Origin of the sequence: Photobacterium aquimaris (genome assembly GCF_002954455.1) — a bacterium.
Classification (GTDB): Bacteria; Pseudomonadota; Gammaproteobacteria; order Enterobacterales; family Vibrionaceae; genus Photobacterium; species Photobacterium aquimaris.
In genome coordinates this window covers 774,254-794,186 of sequence record NZ_MSCC01000002.1, presented here as the reverse complement: position 1 = coordinate 794,186, position 19,933 = coordinate 774,254, and the positions used below count along the sequence as shown (strand labels likewise).

The window sequence follows — 19,933 nt, the reverse complement described above, 5'->3', positions numbered from 1 at the left end:
AAAGCCCTACAAAGTACGACATTTGTAGGGCTTAATTCGATAACATCAACATATTATTGTCCTAGAACCTACAACGCACGCATCAAAATTTCAAACTCTTCTTGTGCTGATTCAATTAACGATTCAAGCTCTTTGGCATCCTTATTAGTGAGATCTAATTGCCAACAGACTTGCTCTGCTTCACGACATACTAACAATGTTTTCATTCCCGCCTTGTTAAACCACAATTGTGAAAATTCTGCCTCACATAAAGAATCATCGTCAGCAATAATAACCTCTAACTTCCCTGTTGGAATCACTCTTATACAAGCATTACCTTGTTTGTTACCACATAACGTAAAATTTCGTTGTTCCACTAACATTACGGATCTCTCCCTGTTTCTTATAAAATCGAGTGTTATGCACCCAGTCATATAGCTTTAATAAGTGTAGATTCATATATTGATATTAGAGGGATTTTTATGATTATTAATCACTTTTTTTATTTCATTAGATTGCTTATTCATGCATGGTTAGGGCCATAAAAAGTCAAGATCGCTATAGATTATTCAAATGACAGAATGATATATTAAAAATATTATGGAAATCCAAATAGGAAGATAACAATAAATGATAGATTTTCGCTCAGATACAGTAACCCGCCCATCAGAAAAAATGCGTCAATTAATGGCATCTGCTGCAGTTGGTGATGATGTTTATGGTGATGACGCAACAGTTAATGATCTTGAACTGTGGGCAGCTGAACGTCATGGTTTTGAAGCGGCAATTTATTGTAGTTCAGGAACACAAGCTAACTTACTTGCATTGATGGCACATTGTGAGCGTGGTGATGAATACCTTTGTGGCCAACAAGCACACAACTATAAATTTGAAGGTGGCGGTGCCGCTATCTTGGGTTCAATCCAACCTCAACCTTTAGAAAATGATCCTGACGGTAGCATTCCATTTACAAAACTCACTGCCGCCATTAAACCACTCGATCCTCACTTTGCACGCACTAAGCTACTTAGCCTTGAAAATACCATTAATGGTAAAGTGTTACCGCTTACGTATATTCAACAAGCACGTGAGTTTGTTGATCAACACGGCTTGCAACTGCACCTTGATGGCGCACGTGTCTATAATGCTGCAGTAGCAATGGATGTTGATATTACAGAAATCGTTAAATACTTCGATTCATTTACGATTTGTTTATCAAAAGGTTTAGGCGCACCTATCGGCTCTTTATTATTAGGCGATAAAACCTTAATCGCTAAAGCGCGTCGCTGGCGTAAAGTGCTGGGTGGTGGTATGCGTCAAGCTGGCATTATTGCAGCCGCTGGTAAACTTGCATTAACAGAAAATGTTGAACGTCTTGCTGATGATCACCGTAATGCGCGTTATTTAGCAGAGCAGCTAAACACTGTTGAAGGCTTTAGCGTAAACCTTGATCATATTCTAACCAATATGGCATTTGCCAAAGTAGATCAGCATATCGATCAAGCTCAATTAATCGATACCTTAAAGCAACAAGGTATTTTAATTAGTGGTGGTAATCCAATGCGTTTCGTTACTCACTTAGATGTTACAACAAACGATATTGATACTTTTATCGCTGCATTAAAAAGTGCGTTATAACTGATTAAGACTCACTTATTAGCCCATATATCATTCACTCATATATATGGGCTTTTATGGCAAAGATTGATATTCATCACAACCTAATAAATAAAATCTCTTTTTAGCCCCCAATAGGCGCAGATAAACTACGCTTATAGTTAATCAAGATATTAGATATACGAGTCTATAACATAGGTGTTAGCACCATCGACAAGGATGATGATATGGATGATATTCAATTATGGTTAGCCACAATTAAAGCATGGTATCGTGACGATAATCCCAATAATATACCCCCTCTTACCGCTATTATTGCCACCACACCAACAGCGTTATTTACAACATCTGAACACAATAACACTGCCGTTAATCAACAAGAAGAAGCCCTAGCATATTGGCTTGATGGCTGCCAAAAAATCTGTCAGTTTTATCACCACCAACAGCCGCAACTTGCCTTTACTTATATTCAACTCCCCTATGCAAAATTACAGGCTTTAGTCTGCGACCCACACCAAAACGCTACCACTAAACGCTGGGGATTAAAAAAACTCGATACCGTTATCGTCACATTACTTGAGTTTTGCCAATGTCAGCCACAACCAGAATGGCTGCAACAAAGCCAAGATTTAATTGATTTGCATGTCACCTTTATGGCAGCGCAACAACATCTTAATCTTAGATATTAAATGGTAACAGTTAGGCATTTTGCTGTTTACTCCACACCGATTTAAAGTCAAACCAACCGAGTAAATTCGATTCCATCCCTTGCAACTGGACACTATCATTCACACCTAGCCAGTTATGAAACAACGGGATCGTTTGTCCTGTTTGCGACAAGGTTTGGCCGATAATATCACTTGGAAATGCCCTTTTTGGTGTTGAGCGCCACTCACTGATCACCAACTGTAACTGTTTAAACTCATTGGTAGGCATAACACGTTGAATATGATCAAAATTATGCAGCCATGACAAGATAGCATCACTACGGGTACTGCCAAGGCTCATACCATTTAGCCAAATATCAATTTTTTCAACCTGCTTACCAAGAATAATATCCTCATAGCTCAATTCTATAATTTTTAATCGTATGCCATCTTTAGCTAACAATTTTTCAATCAAAGCAGCAATATAAGGATAAATAGGATGCTCTTGCTGATAAGCCAATGTCACCAGCCTTTTATTTGGAATAACTACAAGCTCAGGTAATTGTTGAGTGTGGATCCAACCGGGCAATAATCCATAAGCATTGAATAATTTAAAATCCCCGACTTGAGTTAAATCCATTTCACGCATCACATTAAGACTATACAAACGTGACTGAAAATAACTCAACCAATCAGCCTGTTGTGCCAAACCTGAAATTCGATTTAATAATAAAAATGTACAACCTTGATCCATCGATAGTCGTGATGAAATATGGACATTGTGTTCTAATGTGTCGCTACTTGTAGGCTGTAAATAGCAGGCAGCAAAACTGTTTAAGATCCACACTTCGACTACATCAGTTAATGCTCTAAAACCAAAGTATTGCTCAAAGGCTTCTAATTTAAAGCGCTGTTTATCATTTACCACCACTTTATAAGGCCCTGTACCAATAGGAAAAGTCTCATAATCGGTCAATGATGCATGGTTAGCAGGTTGGATCATGGCATTTATATTGGCGAGTAAATCAGGAAAATGATAATCATCTTGCGATAAATGAAAATCAATAATATTACTAAACGGTGAAGTAACTTCATCAATATGAGCAAACAACGATAATTGCTTCACCTTAGCAAAAGTTGCAAAAATGTCGTGACTATCTAACAAATGCCCATCATGAAAGCGAATTGCAGGTCGAAGGTAAAATCGCCAATGACGTGGTGTAATAGGTTCCCATGTGTGAGCGATATCACCAACAACAGTTCCTTCTTCCCCTTTTTCCTCATTTAGCTGTGTTAATCCGCTAAAAATTTGTCTTACCAAGTGTTGCTCTGAACGACGTAATGGCTTTAATGGGGTAATATTTTCAAAGCTGCGATAATAAGGTAAACGAACAATTTGCTTACCTTGATGATGTGAAATACCGAGTTGTTCTTGAATTAATTGAACCAGTTTTTCAGCATTATGTTCTAAAGTAACTAAGGCCGGTTCCAGTTTACCTTCAGCCACTAGTTTTCGAGCATAATTTAACTGTAACTCACTGTCTGTATTATTAAAAATAAGTCGAGATTGTTTACCTCTCCCCACTGCTGGTTGCCAATCAATCCAACCTTCAGACACCATTTTATTGATCACCATTCGTACGTTGCGTCGAGTACAAAATAGGACTTCTGCAATATCTTGTAGATTAGTCTCAATGCTATCGCCGCCGAAGTGATTATAAAGACGCTGAAATTGCAATTTAAGCCGTTGACCACTCATAAAAGGGGAACCTTATTTATTAATTTATGCTCTTTTAACTTTTCTACTTTAACTTAAAATAGGTAGGGTCAAAACAAAAACGTACGACTACAGAGTAAAAATACACATGCTTACTCTACGGCGTTAATGTACTGACAAGGTTAATGAACATTGTCTTTAATAAGTTCCCCCAACATATTATGACTCCTGAGTGATCATTAATAACGCTGGCTGATGTAATACTCATATTATATCAGCCAGTTTTCCTCTTTTTAGAATCAACATCACCCACATTGCGATCTGAACTGATTATTTAAGTCACATACAGATAATAAAGAGAACTTTAAAGAACTTTGGACAGCCATATATTTTATTATTAAATCAAGTCCCTAAAAAATTAATCTATTTCGCCAACAGCAGATGCTTTCACTGTAAAAGTTACCGCTTATTATTTAATTTATTAGTAAAATAACCGCTATTATCATATTTCACGATCGACAATACCCACAATCCTAACGGCTATTGCGGCATTTTCATCCTACACTAAAAATCTATATCTATTTGGGATGCAACTGGTGACTCGCTGATTTTCCTTTGCACCAATGCCCACCTGCATGTTGTTTAAAGGCACACATTCTGGACCATTTACCGCTTACATAAGCGTAACGTTCCATAAATTGCTCGCTATGCTCAAGCCAAGCGTCTGGCATTATTCCCAATTGCTGTAAAATCTTAGGTTGATTCGATGATATAAACCCTTGTTTATCTTCACGAATACAACGACCTGTCCAATCTATAAGTTCAAGATAGTCGGCAAAAGCAAAGTTTATTCCCGCCGTTTTAGCCTGATGCTCAGCGCCAACAAAAGGTAATAATTGAAAATGACCTTTATTTGATGGTGATTGTTTAGTGGGGGGTTCTAGGCTGCTGATATTCACGGATCCGTTGCTGAATCGAGGTGAAGTCTGATTTTTCTAGTGACGGTGTAACGCCTGCCCTGATCGGGTTTAAATCAACATACATCATGCACGATAGTAATGCTTTTTCATCCAATAATGCTTGAGACTTAAATCGCCCTTCCCAAAATGCGCCTTTACATTGGTCTTCTTTATTGGATTTTCGTGCTATTTCCTCATTAAGGCAGCGCATAAACCAGCTAATACTGCCTAATCGTTGCTGCCATTCAATGACTAAATTTGATAACGCCTGCTGTTTATCTGCGCCTATTTGACCTTCTTTTAAGAAATCGACCGCAATAGGATGACCATTAAATAACTGCAACCAACGCGATATTACCGCTTTCGGCGTTAGCTTTTGTTGCTGTTCGGTATCTATTTTTAGCACCAAATGGTAATGGTTACTCATTACCGCATAAGCGCAAACATCGATACAAAACACAGCGGCTAATTGTTTGATTTTATTTACTATCCAACCTCGACGATGGTGATAGTTTTTGCCGTTATATGGATCGTCGCCACACAAATATGCACGCCGCACACAGCGATTAATCACATGATAAAAAGGCGTGATTTGAGGCTCGATCAACTTGCGTCTTGAGATTGTCATTGGTTTCACCATAAGCAACTTAAAGCTTAAGTGTAGTCACTGATGGTTGATGTGCAATATTATGGCTGTCCTGTGCTCTCTCTAGAGCAATATGCGACTTAGTAAACCGTCACAAACTTGCTTAACAAGCCAATTACAGGTAGAAATATGAGCAATTATTTTTATCGATAAATAGGTTGTTTTGCCATGATAGAAACACCAGAGCAACAGCAGTCCAAGCCTGTTGAACCTACTCCACGTCCAAATGAAGTTTCCAAAGCTGAACAATATGCAGCATTAGTCCATAGCCGTCGTTCAGTGCGTAAGTATGACGCTGATAGTGCTTTTGATCATGATGCTGTACAACGTGCACTTGAATTAGCGGTGCTTTCGCCTAACAGTTCCAACATGCAGCTATGGCAATTTCATCGAGTGATTAATAGCGATAAACGCCAGCAATTAGCTAAGCTATGCATGGGTCAAAATGCTGCCAAAACTGCACACGAGCTAATTGTTATCACTACCACGCCTTATAAGTGGAAACAGCGTACTAAAATGAATGCGGCGCAAGTACGACAGGCGTTTGAAGGCCGTGAAGATGCCACCTCAAAACGAGCACTTAAATATTATGAAAAGCTGATCCCGTTCTTATATCGTAATGATCGCTTTGGTCTTTTTGGTATCGCTCGTAAGGTAATTGTGGCGTATTTAGGCCGTAACAAGCCGATGGTGCGCGAAGTCAGTAAAGCAGATTTACGGGTATGTTTACATAAAAGTACCTCTCTTGCGGCAATGACGTTTATGACCGCAATGCGTGCTGAAAGTTACGACACCTGCCCTATGGAAGGTTTTGATTCTAAACGGATAAAACAACTGCTAGACTTAAACGCTCAAGATGAAATCACCATGATCATTGGTTGTGGCCCTCGTGCGCAAGATGGTATTTATGCTGAGCGCCACCGCGTGAACAATGCAGAAACCATCATTACTCATGTTTGATAACAGCTCTTTATAATACATGGCGGATATCAATCTGCTCTCCGCCAATGTTTAACACATCATTTTTCTCTTCACTATCTCCTATTACACTCATTCTGATAGATAAAATGGCCTTATTATTCATTGGGGCTTGACCTGTCTAAAGCTTTATAGTTTATGATGCCGCATCTGTTGAGAGGACTCCTTTATGTACCATATTTCTGAATTAGCCCAGCACGTAAATTTAAGTCGCTCAACACTGCTTTATTACGAAAAACTTGGGTTAATTAAGGCTAAAAGACAAACCAACGGCTATCGGTATTATTCTAATAACGATCTCCAGCGCATTAGATTATTGCAGCAATTACAAGCAGGTGGACTCACCCTTAAAGAATGCCAGTCTTGTCTTGACGGTAAAATAAACCGCGACATGTTAATGGATAGGTTGCAAGTACTTGAGCAAGAAATAGCAACGAAACAGCACGCTAAACAATTGCTCTCATCAATGCTGGGAATGAACGCATCATGTAATTGGCACGAAACCATTGAACGTACTGCTCCTTTAGCGCATTTAGAGTGGCTAAAACAACAAGGATTCAATGAAAAAGAAGCATTAAGACTCAAATGGTTATCAAAAAACATCAATGAGCACGAGCAGTATATGGCTGATTTTGAAAGTATTTTTTATAGGCTAGATCGACTAGGCCCTAGCGACGATGATGACTCGCTGCAAGCCCTACATGCCTTACCTATTAACACTGGCAACGCATTAGACGTTGGTTGTGGCAAGGGGCTCACAACCTGCCTACTAGCACACCATTCTGGTTTTAGTCTAACGGCACTGGATAACGATGAATATCACTTAAGCTGTTTAAAAGAAAAGATAAAACATCAGCCAATTAACGAACGTATTACAACCAGTTGTAGCAGCATGATGGCAATGCCATTTGAAGAACAACAGTTTGATGTGATTTGGGCTGAAGGCAGTGCTTATATCATGGGAGTCAATAATGCACTGAAACAATGGCAGCGATTTCTCAAACCGCATGGCTACGTAGTCATAAGTGACTTGGTATGGTTGACCGAGACTCCTAGCATTGAAGCATATGAGTTTTGGCAGAAAAATTATCCCGACATGACCTCAAAACAACAAAGAACGACTGACATCATAAATGCAGGCTATGAGGTCATCACCAGTTTTACCCAAAGCGAGAAATCATGGCTGAATTATTTAGTTCCACTAAAACAAAAACTTAATGACATTGGTGATAACGATTATAAATCAAACGCAGTTAATGATTTACGTCAAGAGATCCACATTCACGATCAATACTTAGGTGAATACGGATACCACTTATTTGTATTAAAAAGCAAAAGGTAACGCATGGAAATTAGAGCAGAAAAAGCATCAGATAAAGAAAACATTACCGCATTAACGTATTGTGCATTTGAAAACCATCCCCACCATGAACCAGGGGCAAAACCAACCGAGCATTTGATTGTTGATAAACTACGGAAAGCCAACATGCTGGCACTTTCTTTAGTTTGCGAAGATAAAAATAACATTATCGGTCATATTGCTTTTTCTCCGATCTTGATCAACGGCGAGCAATCATCATGGTATGGATTAGGTCCACTATCAGTCACACCTGAACGCCAAGGAGAAGGTATTGGTAGTGCGCTAATTCGTTTCGGATTATCGCAACTAAAAACACAAGGCATTGAAGGCGTGGTATTACTTGGTGAGCCACAATATTATGCGCGTTTTGGGTTTGAGTCACAGCCAAATTTAACATTAGCAGGTGTCCATGCTGAGTATTTTATGGCGAAAGCACTCGCAAATAGCATTCCTACAGGTGAGATTGGCTTCCACTCGGCATTTTTTGAAAGCTAACAACAAAAAAGAACCCTACTTTAACAGCAGGGTTCTTGATTATTTACAGCTTATGTTTACCAATAATTGAGTGTAAACCAGAGCTATTAGTTAATCTTTATTGTGGATTAAGACCTAACTTCTGAAGTACTAACTTAAAGTTCTCTTGACGCTCTTTAACGTTATGTACATCCCCCGTTGAACAAGTTGAATCAGGACAACCACGGTTTACAATACCTGATACATCATCAATGAACTCTGTGCCAGTTAAACCACCATCAACATACTTTTTCAGTTCGTTGTAGTAATTCCAACCTTCGTATGGACCACCCTCATTTGAGTAGGCTTGTACTGATGTTACCCAGTAGAATAAGCCTGCAATCCACTTAATTTCTTTGTTCTCTTCTGAGCTACAGATCAAGCCTGGGTTTGAACAGAAATCAAGATCGGCATACAGAGGGTTCGCCGGTGGTGCTTCAACAGTTACCCCATCAATAGTTTTACCAATTGTCGATGGATCAACGTGTGAACGACCTAAATAATGGTTAAGGGTACCGAAGTTCTGACGACCTGTGGTTTGGATTACACCACGTCCCCACCAACCACAACCTTCAACGCTGTCTTTACTGCTGCCATCCCATAAGAATGTACCTGCTTTTTGACCAACGTAAACCTTACATTCACCACGTTCCCACACTTGCTTAGAGGTATCGACACTTTCTGGCTCTTCATTACAGTGACCATTGTTCGTCCAGCGACCAACATGTCCGTTCACTAGCAGGCCGCGCTCTTCTAAAACAGCATCAGGTGCAGCAAAGACTGGCGCTGGTGCACCGTACCACTTCGCATGCGTTAGAGCACTGACTTCCATCTTATTATCACGAGGACAAGAGTAAGCGTAATCTAAACCAGATACTGGGTTAACACCGTAATCTGCATATTTCTGCCCTAGCTGACCACAGCTTGCCGTCATCGGATAATCCGTTGGCGCGCCATATTTCACTTCAGACCAGTTATTTTCATCACAGGCGTTATAACGAATCGTCTCTTGCATACTTTGGGCTAAGAATGCTGCAATCGCAACTTTAGCGTAGATAATATTAGTCGCATCATCCGCTTCATCGGTCAGTAACCAGAACTTATTACCAGCAACACCAATGTTGTGCATTGCATTTAAGCCATCAAGGAAATCATTCCACTTATACACAGTTGATGGTACCCACTGTGATTGCGGTGTTTCGTATAAGAAAGCTTCATTATCCATTACATCAGCAGCATTAGATAACTGTTGATTCAACGCTTCAATACGGGTTAGTGAGCCTTTTTCTAGCTCTTCACCAACATAATATAATGGTACTTTGGCAGCTTGATAAGCTTCAATCTTAGCGGTTAAGTTAGCGTTATTATCATCAAACAAAATCGCAAAAATATTACTGTGTGCCGCTTTACGGATTTTCTGCTCAGCGGTTGTGTTACCCATAAAGTAGTTTGCAGCTTGAGATGTTGGAATATTAGCTAGCATCGCTGGCGTATTCACATAATCACTAACTTGCTTTACATACTCTAGCGCATTATGCCATTGATCAGCGGATAATGCCGCAGTAGCACTCGATTTCGTAAAGCTAATAAAATCAGCTTTAGTGGTACTATCAGCTTTATACAGTGTAAATGTCTTTAATAAATCAGCAGTGTAACTAGATGCAGCATTCCATACTGACTGACGACCAGAATGGGTATCAAACGCAAACTCACCCATCGATAATGACCAACCAAATGGTGCTTGTGGAGCAACAGTTGATACAATCAAATTGTGTGCTTGCGCCCAACCTTTAACATCATTACTTAACGCATTAACCGCGGTAATATCAATCTTACTACCTGTGATATCAATGGCATTGGTTAATGCTTGTTTTACTTCAATCGAGCCTAATGCTAAACCTTTATCACGCGTTGCTTGATCAAGTACATCACTATTAATGATAATCGATGCTTTATTTGCTTTATTTGCCAGCTCAATAACAGTAACAAATGCAGCAGTTAACTTATTAACGTCGGCGAGATCAGCACTGTTCGCTGTCGCAATGGTGATGGTTTCAGGTGCAGCTGTTGATGGGCTTGCTACTACAAAGGTATTTGGCCAACCTGCTACTTCTAGACGAACCGGATCCATTGGATTCGGTAATGAAAGAACGGGAGCTGTACCCGGTTCTGAACCATCACAATTTAAGTGCAGAGCCCATGAACTATCACTTCCCGGTAAAGTTTGTGTCCAATAAATCGCAGAATATGCAATATTATTATGAACCATAACATCACCACCTGTTGCATGGTCGCCACGCGTCCAATCCGGGTAAACATTAAACTCTTCACACAACCCGCCAACCGGTGGTGTTACTGGTGGCTCAACGATATCTTCTTTAATGGTGATATTTAATGACGTTGAAGAAGACAGATTTTGCGCGTCTGTCGCAACAGCATTAAGGGTTACAGTACCGGTTTGGGTTGGTTTCCAATCGCAGCTAAATGCATCGACAGCAGCGGCATCAAAATTACAAATTTGTTGGTTATTCGCCTTAACAACTACAGAAGTTAAATCATTATCAGCATCTGATGCACTAACAGAAATAGACACGGTATCAGTTTCGTTAACCGTTGCACCATTGGTAGGAGCCATAAAGTTAACCACTGGAGCAGTAAAGTCTGTTCCACCAGCAAGCTCTACTGTTACTGCAACAGATTGTTGTTTGATTGATTGATTATTTTTATCAAGCACAACCACCTTAATTGCAGCATTACCTGTATCTGTAGGTGTCCATGTTTGTGAATATAGAGTATTGCTTGAATCAACGGCTTTTTGAGCTAACTTGATATTATTTGCCCAAAACTCAACGCTTGATGCCAGTTGTCCTTCAATACGAGTTTGAATAACAAAAGGTTTATCAACTGTTAGAATTTGGTTTGCTGTTGGTGAAACAATTGCGACCTCTGTCACTCCTGGCTCAGGTTCACCTGCACACTCTGTTAATTCCCAAAACCATGAACTTGTACTTGGAGCTTCCCAAAGCCCAGGGCTATTTTGCGCAATAAAGCACTGACCTTCATAAGAAACAATATCGCCATTATTAACTTTTGTCTTTCCTGGTACAAATGGAATAATACTAGATGAATCAGGCAGTGGATCAGGGACGGGATCTGGATTAGGTGTTGGCTGTTCTGAACACTCCGCAGCCTCCCAAAACCATGAGTTTACTTTTGGTGACTCCCATATTCCTGGGTTATTTTTTGCAACAAAGCATTCACCATTATAAGAAACTACATCGCCATTATTAACTTTTGTTTCTCCTGGCACAAAAGCAATAATTTCTGCGTTAGCAGCATATATATTACCGCTAAACATCACGCTAAATAGCGCTAATGTTATTTTGTTTATATTTTTCACAATAAGATCCCTTCCATTGCCACGCACTCAATAACCAAACATTGATTATTGATACCTGAACTCCACACAACTCATTTGAGTTATAATATTGTTAACACATGTAAAAACACGTCACAATATTGCTTTTATTCTCAGCGCGAAATATGGTGGATTGCTCTAAGAATATGTAAGTAAAATAAGTATGGTGAATGTATGAAATGAGATATTACTCAAACATAAGTAGCAGAGGTTATAAGGACGATTATTAGTGAATAAAGAGTGTTCACTACCACTAAACACTCTTTTATTTAACAATTAGTTACTGATAATAATTGCTACTTTATTGCCAATTCGGATTTTGGCTCAGTGCTTGGGTAAACACACTTTTCACTTGTTGATCAGGATCACCAATATATTGATAAGTAGCATAAATACTCGGAGTATTCAGTGCATCGGGTACATCTTTTACATGTACAATCATCGAATATTTTTTATTATTATCAGCAGTTAAGGTGATCATAAAATCACTAGCACAATCATGAGGCTTACAATAAGAAACGGCATCATAGGTATGCCCGCCCATAACAATCGCCTCTAATGGAGAGGTGACTGTATTATCTTTAATCCAATCTGGAAGCTGTTTCTCAACACTCGCTATCGATTGTACAGGATTCGCAGCAGCATTATTATTTGTCTGAGATGGTGTCGAGTGAGAGCTATTACATCCAACCAACATCAAGCTGATACCAGCTATTAGCCACATTTTTTTCATTTTAACTCTTTTTTCCAAAGTTAGGTTTATCATTAAAATTTAAGTAATCAACATGATATAGTGATCCCATACTTAATAACCATTATTTTATTCGCTAAGTGTAAGTGGCATTTTAGATGGGAATACGTTATCTATTAGTGATATAAATATCGAATGATTTAATCAAAAACAACCAAATAGCATACCTTCTTATGTGAATTTAGGTTATGGTGTCGATAATTGAATAAAAGAAGTGATGATATGCCACTAATTACAGAAAAACTGATTACTTTAAAAAACGCGTGGATGGCTAGCCATATTACTGATGCTGAATTTCCAACCCCATTAAGTGAAAAAGGTTTACATCTGTATCAACTCGCACATTCTGAATTATCAACGCAAGTTGTTGACTCAGTCATCTCTCCTAGTGAATCATCGTTAACTTTCTACCCTGTCGATTGTCATCCTCTGACTATTCGCTATGCATTAGTATATTCAAGCTACTGGCAACAAGAAGAACAACAACAAGCACTCGTAGAGTATCTCACGCAAATAATGTTTGAAGCGGGTGCAAATGCACAACTTTATGTCGGTTTCTATAAAGGTAAACCTGCTGCAACAGGTATGATTTATACCGATCTCGATGAAGGTAAAAAAGTATCCTTAATCAGTGATATACATGCACTGCCGTTACCTAATCAAACTCAGCTTATGCAGGATATGGAACATTATCTATTAGCTCTTGCTCATCAAGTCTCAGCAACGATTATACTGCAAAAATAGTATATGTTATCAAGGTACAATCACATTGTATCTTGATATTTTTATTACCTATATCTCAAAAATACAACCTTGTTAGTACTCCGTTTTGACGCATTAATAAACTCTGCCATAATTAGTAATACAACTTCATGAATAGTGGTTAATTGCATAACAAATTAATCGAATAAGGACTGATATGAAAGGGATTATTTTTACTGAGTTTATTTCGATTGTTGAGCAAAACTTTGGTTTAGACATTAGTCAGCAAATGTTTGATGATGCTAACGATAGTGGTATCTATACTGCCGTCGGAAGTTATGATCATCGCCAACTCATTAAATTGATTATCAGTTTAAGCAACATCACAGGTATTTCTCCATCGCAGCTTCAGCAAACTTATGGCCGACTGGTTTTTCCTTCACTATTAAAAGCACTCCCTATTCCAAATATTGAAGCGGATGATACCTTGAGTTTTATTAGAAAAGTCGAGCAACATATACATCTAGAAGTTAAAAAGCTCTATCCTGATGCAACACCGCCTAAATTTATCTTTAATAATCAAACACAATCGACCATGACGATGGATTATCATTCCTCACGTTGTATGGGACATGTTTGTATGGGACTTCTTGAAGGCTGTGCGCATTATTTTAATCAGTCACTCACCATTATCATGCAACCCATGAATGACTCTCAAAACCACGTAAGATTTTCATTAACACTCACTGGTAACTAATTATGGATGCCAAGCGTCAGATTATGTTATTAGAGCGAAAGTTAGAACGAGAACATGCTTCTCGAGTAATGGCTGAAAAATTATTAGAAATAAAAAGTCGTGAGCTTTTCACAACCAATAAGATTTTAGAAGCATCATTAGCAAAACTACGGTTGCAAGCTGAATTAGACTCAGAACAACTCGCCTACCAAACCAAAATTGAAAATTTGCTGTTAACTTATGCTCGGCTGTTTTTAAAGCAAGCCCCTTCCCAACAAAACATTCAACAATTGATCGATAGTTTAGTTGATGGCCGCTATATTAGTGCCTGCCATATCTCTATTATACCGATTGAAAATATTGCTATCAGTGGCCACTATAGCAGTGGACGACAACAAGTTTGGCAACCACCAGCAGACCTCAATAATAAGGTCTCATTTTGGGATACTAATACTTGTCTTTATTGGATCCCTCTTATTAAGAGTCGTGGTACTGTCGGCTATTTTGCAGCTAAAATCTCAAGCCCAAAAATCAATATTATAGCGATCCAACAACGTTTAGCTTTATTTTGTGAGTTATTCCGCTCCGCAATAGGCCGTCAAATTACATTGAGCCAAGCCATTCATGCGCGCAAACGTGCAGAAGATTCCGAACAATCAACCCGTGATTTTTTAGCGATGATCAATCATGAATTACGTACACCACTCAATGGCTTATTAGGCTCTGCTGAGTTATTACAAGATACACCATTAGATACCAACCAAACTAAATTGCTCACCACACTAAACCATTCAGGGGAGTTACTACGGGCGATTATTAATGATTTACTTGATTACAGTAAAATAAATGCGGGCATGTTAGAGTTAATTGAAAAACCGTTTGATAGTCATCTATTGGTCATTAATCTTAGGGATGTATTTTCTCACCGTGCACTAGAGAAACAGTTAGATTTTAAGATTGAATATAGCACTAATATTCCACGATCTATTCGTGGCGATGAAGATCGTCTTAAACAGATTTATGTCAACCTTATTGCCAATGCGATAAAATTTACTCAGCAAGGATTTGTTCATGCTAAATTTGATTGGGTCGACGATTGTCTCATCTTCACCATTAAAGACAGTGGTTGCGGTATAGAACAACAACTGCAACATAAATTATTTAAGCCCTTTAGTCAGATCGATATTTCAAGTAAACGTAGCCATGAAGGAACAGGGTTAGGGCTCGCAATTTGTAAGCAGTTATGCGAACAGATGAACGGCAATATAACCTTAACCAGTGAGCCCGATCTTGGTTCCACATTTTCAGTATCAATCCCCTTAGCAATTAGCGCCACTGAAAATACGCAGCCTAATCACTCTCCTGCATCGCATAAGGCATTACAGCAGTTGAAAATTTTGGTTGTAGAAGATTTAAAGACTAACCAAATGATCATTGAACTGATGCTAAAAAAGTATCAAATTGGTATCACTATTGTTGATAATGGCCAAGCTGCTTTAAATATTATCGACAAACACGATTTTGATATTGTGTTAATGGACTGTCGAATGCCCATCATGGATGGTTATAGTGCAACTAAAGCACTGCGTAAACAGCATTTCAATATGCCTATTATTGCGTTAACAGCAGGCACCACAACCGCTGAGCGTGATGCTTGTGTTAATGCTGGCATGGACGATATTTTGTGTAAACCTTACATGGCTTCTGAATTACTGGCGATACTTCATTTATGGTCAAATACCAGCTCTGATCACTAGCCCAACCGCAAACACTACACCACAGCATTCACATTGGTACTAATGTGTTTTCATCACTGTCGAGACTGTCGACGCCGTCAAAGGTACAGCAGTATGTTTAGTATCAGCCTTGTTATCTACCTTTGTGGTAACGACACCTGTTAATCTCGCCAATGATGGCGATGGTTGCTGCACTAGTTCATTTGGCTGTGGGCTTAATGTCGGTTTAACTAATACATACTCCATAATATCACGTGCAAATGGCGCAGCATGCCACCCCCAACCACCATGTTCTAATACAACGGAGACTAAAATACTCGGATCATTAGCAGGAGCAAAACCGGTAAATAAAGCATGATCTTTAAAATGCTCAGCGACTTCATTAGCATCATAATGCTGAGTATCTTTTAATGAATACACCTGACTAGTACCGGTTTTACCTGCAACTTGAAACGGCATATTTTTGAACATTTGACTGGCAGTTCCTTTTTCAACCACTAGCTCCATGCCTTTTTTAATGATCGCCCAATCTTTTTGAGGCACCGATGTCAACGGTTTAAAATCAGCAAAGGTCACTGGCTGTTGAATTTTACCGTCGATAATGTCTTTCAACAAATGTGGCCGATGTTCAACGCCATCTTCAGCAATCACAGAAGTTGCTTTGGCTATTTGTATTGGTGTTGCCGTCCAATACCCTTGCCCAATACCAAGCGGGATGGTATCGCCCTGCATCCATGGTCGATGAAAACGTGCCATTTTCCAAGCGCGAGTCGGCATAGTACCGGTAGAATCTTCATCGATATCAATTCCCGAATGTTGCCCATAACCAAATTTTGTCATCCATGCCGATAACCGATCAATACCTAAACCATAAGCAACTTGATAAAAATAAGTGTTTACAGAATCTTCAATCGCTTTATAGATATCAACATTCGCAAATCCTTGTACTCTATCGTCCCTAAACTTACGACTTTTACTATTAGGAATTCGCCACCAACCGTGGTTGTTACGTATAGTGTGAACAGTAATAACCCCTGTGGTTAAACCAGCAGCCGCCAGTTCAGGTTTTACTGTCGAACCCGGTGGGTATAAACCCAATGTGTCGCGATTGATCAATGGATGCGCAGGATCATTTAATAATGCCGCATAAGCTTTAGATGAAATCCCATTCACAAACAAATTAGGGTTATAACTTGGACTTGATACCATGGCTAAAATAGCCCCATTTTTAGGGTTCATTGCCACAATTGCACCACGACGAACTTTGGTAACCATTAAGCCTGTAGTGGGATCTTTTTGTTGTAACGTCAGCAGTTTCTGCGCATACAGTTGTAAATTAATATCAATGGTTAATTTAATATCTTTACCTGCAACAGGCGGCACATAAGATAGCGTTCGCACTACACGACCATGGCTATTTACTTCAACGGTTTCATAGCCTGTTTTACCGTGCAGCATATCTTCATAATAATGTTCAATACCTAACTTACCAATGCTACGAGAAGCTTTATAGTTATCGTATTTACCGCTCTTTTTTAACGCCGCAATATCACTATCATTAATTTTGCCAACATAACCTAATAAATGGGTTAATGATGCGCCGTAAGGGTAATAACGCTCAAGATGGGCATCAATATTAACGCCTGGATACTCAAATTCATTAACTGAAAATACTGCGACCTGCTTATTATTCATATGCGCAATAAGCACAACAGGTTTAAAGGATGGTGTTTGTTGTTTCGCTTTATTAAACGCCGCTATATCTTGATCAGAGATACCTAATAGCTGTTGCAGTTTAAGCAGCACTTGCGGCAAGTTTTTAACTTGATCGGCAATAATCTCTAATGAACAAACAGGAATATTATCCGCTAATATCACTCCATTACGATCATAAATACGGCCTCGATTAGGCGCAACGGGAATCAACTTAATACTATTATTATTAGCGCGCGCTTTATATTCACTGTAATCTTGAACTTGTAAATGATAAAGATTACCAATTAACACACAAGTTAAAATAATAATAGCAATGAAGGCTTGAATAGCTCGACGTATAAATAATGCTTTTTCTTGCTTATGATCGCGGATTTGATGACGGATGTGTTTTTTCATAGAACGATTGATAAGCTCATAATCAAGAGGGTAAGTACATTAGGCATCAAATAATAACACTGTAACGATTCCCTCAGGGAATAAAAAACGCAAATATGATTTAAAAGACAGTAATTTTGCATGTATTTGTTGTAAATTTAACCATTACAAGTCAAATAAAATTAACCAACTATGATTTACAACTTCATCGATAGCGCTACAATACTGCCCTTCTTATAGCTAAAGATTTAAAAATGATAAGTTCTCGTTCTGCAAATAGCGTTATCGTGCTCGACTTTGAGACCACTGGCTTGTCACCAACACAAGGTGATCGTGCAATAGAAATTGGTGCGGTAAAACTTGAAGATGGTCATGTTGTGGCGCATTTTCAACAATTAATGAATCCTGGTTTTCGTATTAGTCATTTTATCGAAAACTACACCGGCATTAGTAATAACATGCTTCGTACAGCTCCTTGCTGTGAAGATGTTATGGCTGAATTTGCGGATTTTATTGGTGATGCCAATCTTGTTGCCCATAACGCTTCTTTTGACCAACGCTTTCTCAATGCCGAGCTGGAATTGATCAACCGCAAATACAGCGACCAATTTGCCTGTTCAATGCTCATCGCTCGACGTTTATATCAGCATGCCCCTAATCATAAACTGGGTACGTTAGTCGAATATAAACATATTCATCATGATGGTGTATTTCACCGTGCATTAGCCGATTCTGAAATGACTGCTCGGTTATGGCTTACTATGATCGATGACATCAAACAGCAATATGGTATTAACGACGTTCCCTTTTCATTAATGCAAAAATTAGCTAAAACGCCCAAAGCCAATATCAGTAAACTGTTTCGATAACCTACCATTATGGTTATCTACAACCATCACTGTTATTAAGCTGTCACTCTGGTATGCTACTTATCAATAATGTAGCGTAATCCTAAAGCCGAAGTTATGCACTTTGGCTATATTTACTGAGAGTGTAGTGTGCCAAACATCAATAAACCCTCTTATGAAGTGCCTGTATCTACCGTTAAAATTGCCAGTTTTAACTTATTAAATTATCTTGAGCCACCAATGGCTTATTATGATTTTCAGAATATTTACACCACTGAACAATGGCATAAAAAGCAGGCGTGGATCACTCGTTTTGTCACTAAAAACCAACCTGATATTATTGGTTTTCAAGAAGTATTCAGTAGTGATAGCCTGCAAGCATTACTAAAAAATGCCGGTTATCCTTATTACGCAGTTATTGATACACCAACCGTTATTGACGATTTTATCTATCGCAGTCCTGTTGTTGCAATCGCATCAAAATATCCTATCGTAGACATTGCACCTGTAGTTGCAGATCAACAGGCAGCAGCATTACTCGGTTTAACTGACTTTAATTTCAGTCGTCAACCTTTACGCGCTACTATTGATATTCCGCATATTGGTTTAACTGATTGCTATGTTACACATTTCAAATCAAAACGTTCGTTATTTGATGATCCACTGCCCGGCACTATTGTACCAACAGATACCACATTATCGCGCTTTGTAGGTCAACGATTAGGAAGTTGGGGATCTGCCATGTTACGTGGCACAGAAGCTAACCTATTATTATTAGCGATTTTAAAACAACGTGAAGCAAGCACGCGCCCAATGTTATTAATGGGTGATTTCAATGATGAACTCTCAAGCTCATGCTTAGAACAACTGATTGCAGGCAACGTTTTTGGTATGTCTGACAGTGAGATTGAACGTTTGATTGGTTATTACCGTCTTTATGATAGTTGGAACTTGTTTATCCAGAATACTGAACAACCTGACTTACCTCGCCCACCTACTCACTATTTTGGTGCGAAAACGTCGGTACTTGATTATATTTTATTGTCTCAAGAATTTAATGCCCAATACTTAGGATCACTGTTTGAAGTTAGTGACTATCACACTGAAAATAAGCATTTAATTAACAGTAGCTTTGATGAAGATGGTTACAGTACCGATCACGCCATCCCCTGTGTGACGTTGTCACTGAGAAGCTAACGCCAAATTTACGATAAAAAAACCAGCGCGATGATTAT

At 38.9% G+C, this 19,933-nt stretch carries 17 protein-coding genes; 10 read left to right on the top strand and 7 right to left on the bottom strand.

Annotation, left to right across the window (positions count from 1 at the left end; translation table 11 throughout):
- Window positions 1-68: 68 nt before the first annotated feature.
- Complete coding sequence (locus BTN98_RS14255) at window positions 69-362, bottom strand: hypothetical protein (RefSeq protein ID WP_060997951.1); 294 nt, start codon at window positions 360-362, stop codon at window positions 69-71.
- A gap of 250 nt (window positions 363-612) precedes the next feature.
- Between BTN98_RS14255 and ltaE the strand changes: the two genes are divergently transcribed.
- Window positions 613-1,617: a low-specificity L-threonine aldolase gene (gene ltaE, locus BTN98_RS14250; protein WP_060998002.1), complete on the top strand. Its 1,005-nt coding sequence runs from the start codon at window positions 613-615 to the stop codon at window positions 1,615-1,617.
- A gap of 206 nt (window positions 1,618-1,823) precedes the next feature.
- Complete coding sequence (locus tag BTN98_RS14245; RefSeq protein WP_060997952.1) at window positions 1,824-2,285, top strand: hypothetical protein; 462 nt, start codon at window positions 1,824-1,826, stop codon at window positions 2,283-2,285.
- 10 nt (window positions 2,286-2,295) lie between these two features.
- Here BTN98_RS14245 and BTN98_RS14240 read toward each other — a convergent pair whose 3' ends face one another.
- From BTN98_RS14240 to BTN98_RS14235, 3 genes are all read right to left on the bottom strand, one after another.
- On the bottom strand, window positions 2,296-4,002 hold the full coding sequence (locus tag BTN98_RS14240; RefSeq protein WP_060997953.1) for an SgrR family transcriptional regulator: 1,707 nt from the start codon (window positions 4,000-4,002) through the stop codon (window positions 2,296-2,298).
- A 536-nt stretch (window positions 4,003-4,538) separates the two neighbouring features.
- Window positions 4,539-4,919, bottom strand: coding sequence for a hypothetical protein (locus tag BTN98_RS20500; protein ID WP_197432876.1), 381 nt, complete (start codon window positions 4,917-4,919; stop codon window positions 4,539-4,541).
- Complete coding sequence (locus BTN98_RS14235; RefSeq protein ID WP_197432877.1) at window positions 4,888-5,547, bottom strand: transposase; 660 nt, start codon at window positions 5,545-5,547, stop codon at window positions 4,888-4,890. The genes BTN98_RS20500 and BTN98_RS14235 overlap by 32 nt, the downstream gene beginning before the upstream one ends.
- A gap of 186 nt (window positions 5,548-5,733) precedes the next feature.
- Here BTN98_RS14235 and BTN98_RS14230 point away from each other — a divergent pair, with 186 nt between their 5' ends.
- The 3 genes from BTN98_RS14230 (at window position 5,734) to BTN98_RS14220 (ending at window position 8,398) form a co-directional block, all read left to right on the top strand.
- On the top strand, window positions 5,734-6,525 hold the full coding sequence (locus tag BTN98_RS14230) for a nitroreductase family protein (RefSeq protein WP_060997954.1): 792 nt from the start codon (window positions 5,734-5,736) through the stop codon (window positions 6,523-6,525).
- Window positions 6,526-6,712: 187 nt separating this feature from the next.
- Complete coding sequence (locus tag BTN98_RS14225; protein WP_060997955.1) at window positions 6,713-7,885, top strand: MerR family transcriptional regulator; 1,173 nt, start codon at window positions 6,713-6,715, stop codon at window positions 7,883-7,885.
- A gap of 3 nt (window positions 7,886-7,888) precedes the next feature.
- On the top strand, window positions 7,889-8,398 hold the full coding sequence (locus tag BTN98_RS14220) for a GNAT family N-acetyltransferase (RefSeq protein ID WP_060997956.1): 510 nt from the start codon (window positions 7,889-7,891) through the stop codon (window positions 8,396-8,398).
- 97 nt (window positions 8,399-8,495) lie between these two features.
- Here BTN98_RS14220 and BTN98_RS14215 read toward each other — a convergent pair whose 3' ends face one another.
- Both BTN98_RS14215 and BTN98_RS14210 read right to left on the bottom strand, forming a co-directional pair.
- Complete coding sequence (locus BTN98_RS14215; protein WP_162271155.1) at window positions 8,496-11,816, bottom strand: Ig-like domain-containing protein; 3,321 nt, start codon at window positions 11,814-11,816, stop codon at window positions 8,496-8,498.
- A 319-nt stretch (window positions 11,817-12,135) separates the two neighbouring features.
- Window positions 12,136-12,567, bottom strand: coding sequence for an Ivy family c-type lysozyme inhibitor (locus BTN98_RS14210; RefSeq protein WP_060997957.1), 432 nt, complete (start codon window positions 12,565-12,567; stop codon window positions 12,136-12,138).
- Window positions 12,568-12,807: 240 nt separating this feature from the next.
- Between BTN98_RS14210 and BTN98_RS14205 the strand changes: the two genes are divergently transcribed.
- The 3 genes from BTN98_RS14205 to BTN98_RS14195 all read left to right on the top strand — a co-directional run bounded on the left by BTN98_RS14205 (window position 12,808) and on the right by BTN98_RS14195 (window position 15,780).
- The gene (locus BTN98_RS14205) at window positions 12,808-13,329 is read left to right on the top strand and encodes a hypothetical protein (RefSeq protein ID WP_060997958.1); all 522 of its coding nucleotides are present in this window, start codon (window positions 12,808-12,810) and stop codon (window positions 13,327-13,329) included.
- Between the two features lie 175 nt (window positions 13,330-13,504).
- Window positions 13,505-14,044, top strand: coding sequence for a heme NO-binding domain-containing protein (locus BTN98_RS14200; RefSeq protein WP_060997959.1), 540 nt, complete (start codon window positions 13,505-13,507; stop codon window positions 14,042-14,044).
- 2 nt (window positions 14,045-14,046) lie between these two features.
- Complete coding sequence (locus BTN98_RS14195; protein WP_065190245.1) at window positions 14,047-15,780, top strand: ATP-binding protein; 1,734 nt, start codon at window positions 14,047-14,049, stop codon at window positions 15,778-15,780.
- A gap of 39 nt (window positions 15,781-15,819) precedes the next feature.
- Here BTN98_RS14195 and mrdA read toward each other — a convergent pair whose 3' ends face one another.
- Window positions 15,820-17,871 carry a penicillin-binding protein 2 gene (mrdA, locus tag BTN98_RS14190; protein ID WP_065190244.1) on the bottom strand — a complete coding sequence of 684 codons (2,052 nt, stop codon included), beginning with the start codon at window positions 17,869-17,871 and terminating at the stop codon, window positions 15,820-15,822.
- A 233-nt stretch (window positions 17,872-18,104) separates the two neighbouring features.
- Between mrdA and BTN98_RS14185 the strand changes: the two genes are divergently transcribed.
- Entirely contained in the window at window positions 18,105-18,719 is a 615-nt protein-coding gene (locus BTN98_RS14185) for a 3'-5' exonuclease (RefSeq protein WP_060997961.1), read from the top strand.
- A gap of 129 nt (window positions 18,720-18,848) precedes the next feature.
- Complete coding sequence (locus BTN98_RS14180) at window positions 18,849-19,895, top strand: endonuclease/exonuclease/phosphatase family protein (protein ID WP_231730685.1); 1,047 nt, start codon at window positions 18,849-18,851, stop codon at window positions 19,893-19,895.
- The last annotated feature ends 38 nt before the right edge of the window (window positions 19,896-19,933 follow it).

What these genes read in the sequence shown, in the direction of transcription:
- BTN98_RS14205 (WP_060997958.1), top strand. Translation starts at nt 12,808, where the DNA reads ATGCCACTAATTACAGAAAAACTGATTACTTTAAAAAACGCGTGGATG.
- BTN98_RS14230 (WP_060997954.1), top strand. Translation starts at nt 5,734, where the DNA reads ATGATAGAAACACCAGAGCAACAGCAGTCCAAGCCTGTTGAACCTACT.
- BTN98_RS14220 (WP_060997956.1), top strand. Translation starts at nt 7,889, where the DNA reads ATGGAAATTAGAGCAGAAAAAGCATCAGATAAAGAAAACATTACCGCA.
- BTN98_RS14235 (WP_197432877.1), bottom strand. Translation starts at nt 5,547, where the DNA reads ATGACAATCTCAAGACGCAAGTTGATCGAGCCTCAAATCACGCCTTTT.
- BTN98_RS14195 (WP_065190245.1), top strand. Translation starts at nt 14,047, where the DNA reads ATGGATGCCAAGCGTCAGATTATGTTATTAGAGCGAAAGTTAGAACGA.
- BTN98_RS14225 (WP_060997955.1), top strand. Translation starts at nt 6,713, where the DNA reads ATGTACCATATTTCTGAATTAGCCCAGCACGTAAATTTAAGTCGCTCA.
- BTN98_RS14210 (WP_060997957.1), bottom strand. Translation starts at nt 12,567, where the DNA reads ATGAAAAAAATGTGGCTAATAGCTGGTATCAGCTTGATGTTGGTTGGA.
- BTN98_RS14245 (WP_060997952.1), top strand. Translation starts at nt 1,824, where the DNA reads ATGGATGATATTCAATTATGGTTAGCCACAATTAAAGCATGGTATCGT.
- BTN98_RS14240 (WP_060997953.1), bottom strand. Translation starts at nt 4,002, where the DNA reads ATGAGTGGTCAACGGCTTAAATTGCAATTTCAGCGTCTTTATAATCAC.
- mrdA (WP_065190244.1), bottom strand. Translation starts at nt 17,871, where the DNA reads ATGAAAAAACACATCCGTCATCAAATCCGCGATCATAAGCAAGAAAAA.
- BTN98_RS14185 (WP_060997961.1), top strand. Translation starts at nt 18,105, where the DNA reads ATGATAAGTTCTCGTTCTGCAAATAGCGTTATCGTGCTCGACTTTGAG.
- BTN98_RS14200 (WP_060997959.1), top strand. Translation starts at nt 13,505, where the DNA reads ATGAAAGGGATTATTTTTACTGAGTTTATTTCGATTGTTGAGCAAAAC.
- BTN98_RS14255 (WP_060997951.1), bottom strand. Translation starts at nt 362, where the DNA reads ATGTTAGTGGAACAACGAAATTTTACGTTATGTGGTAACAAACAAGGT.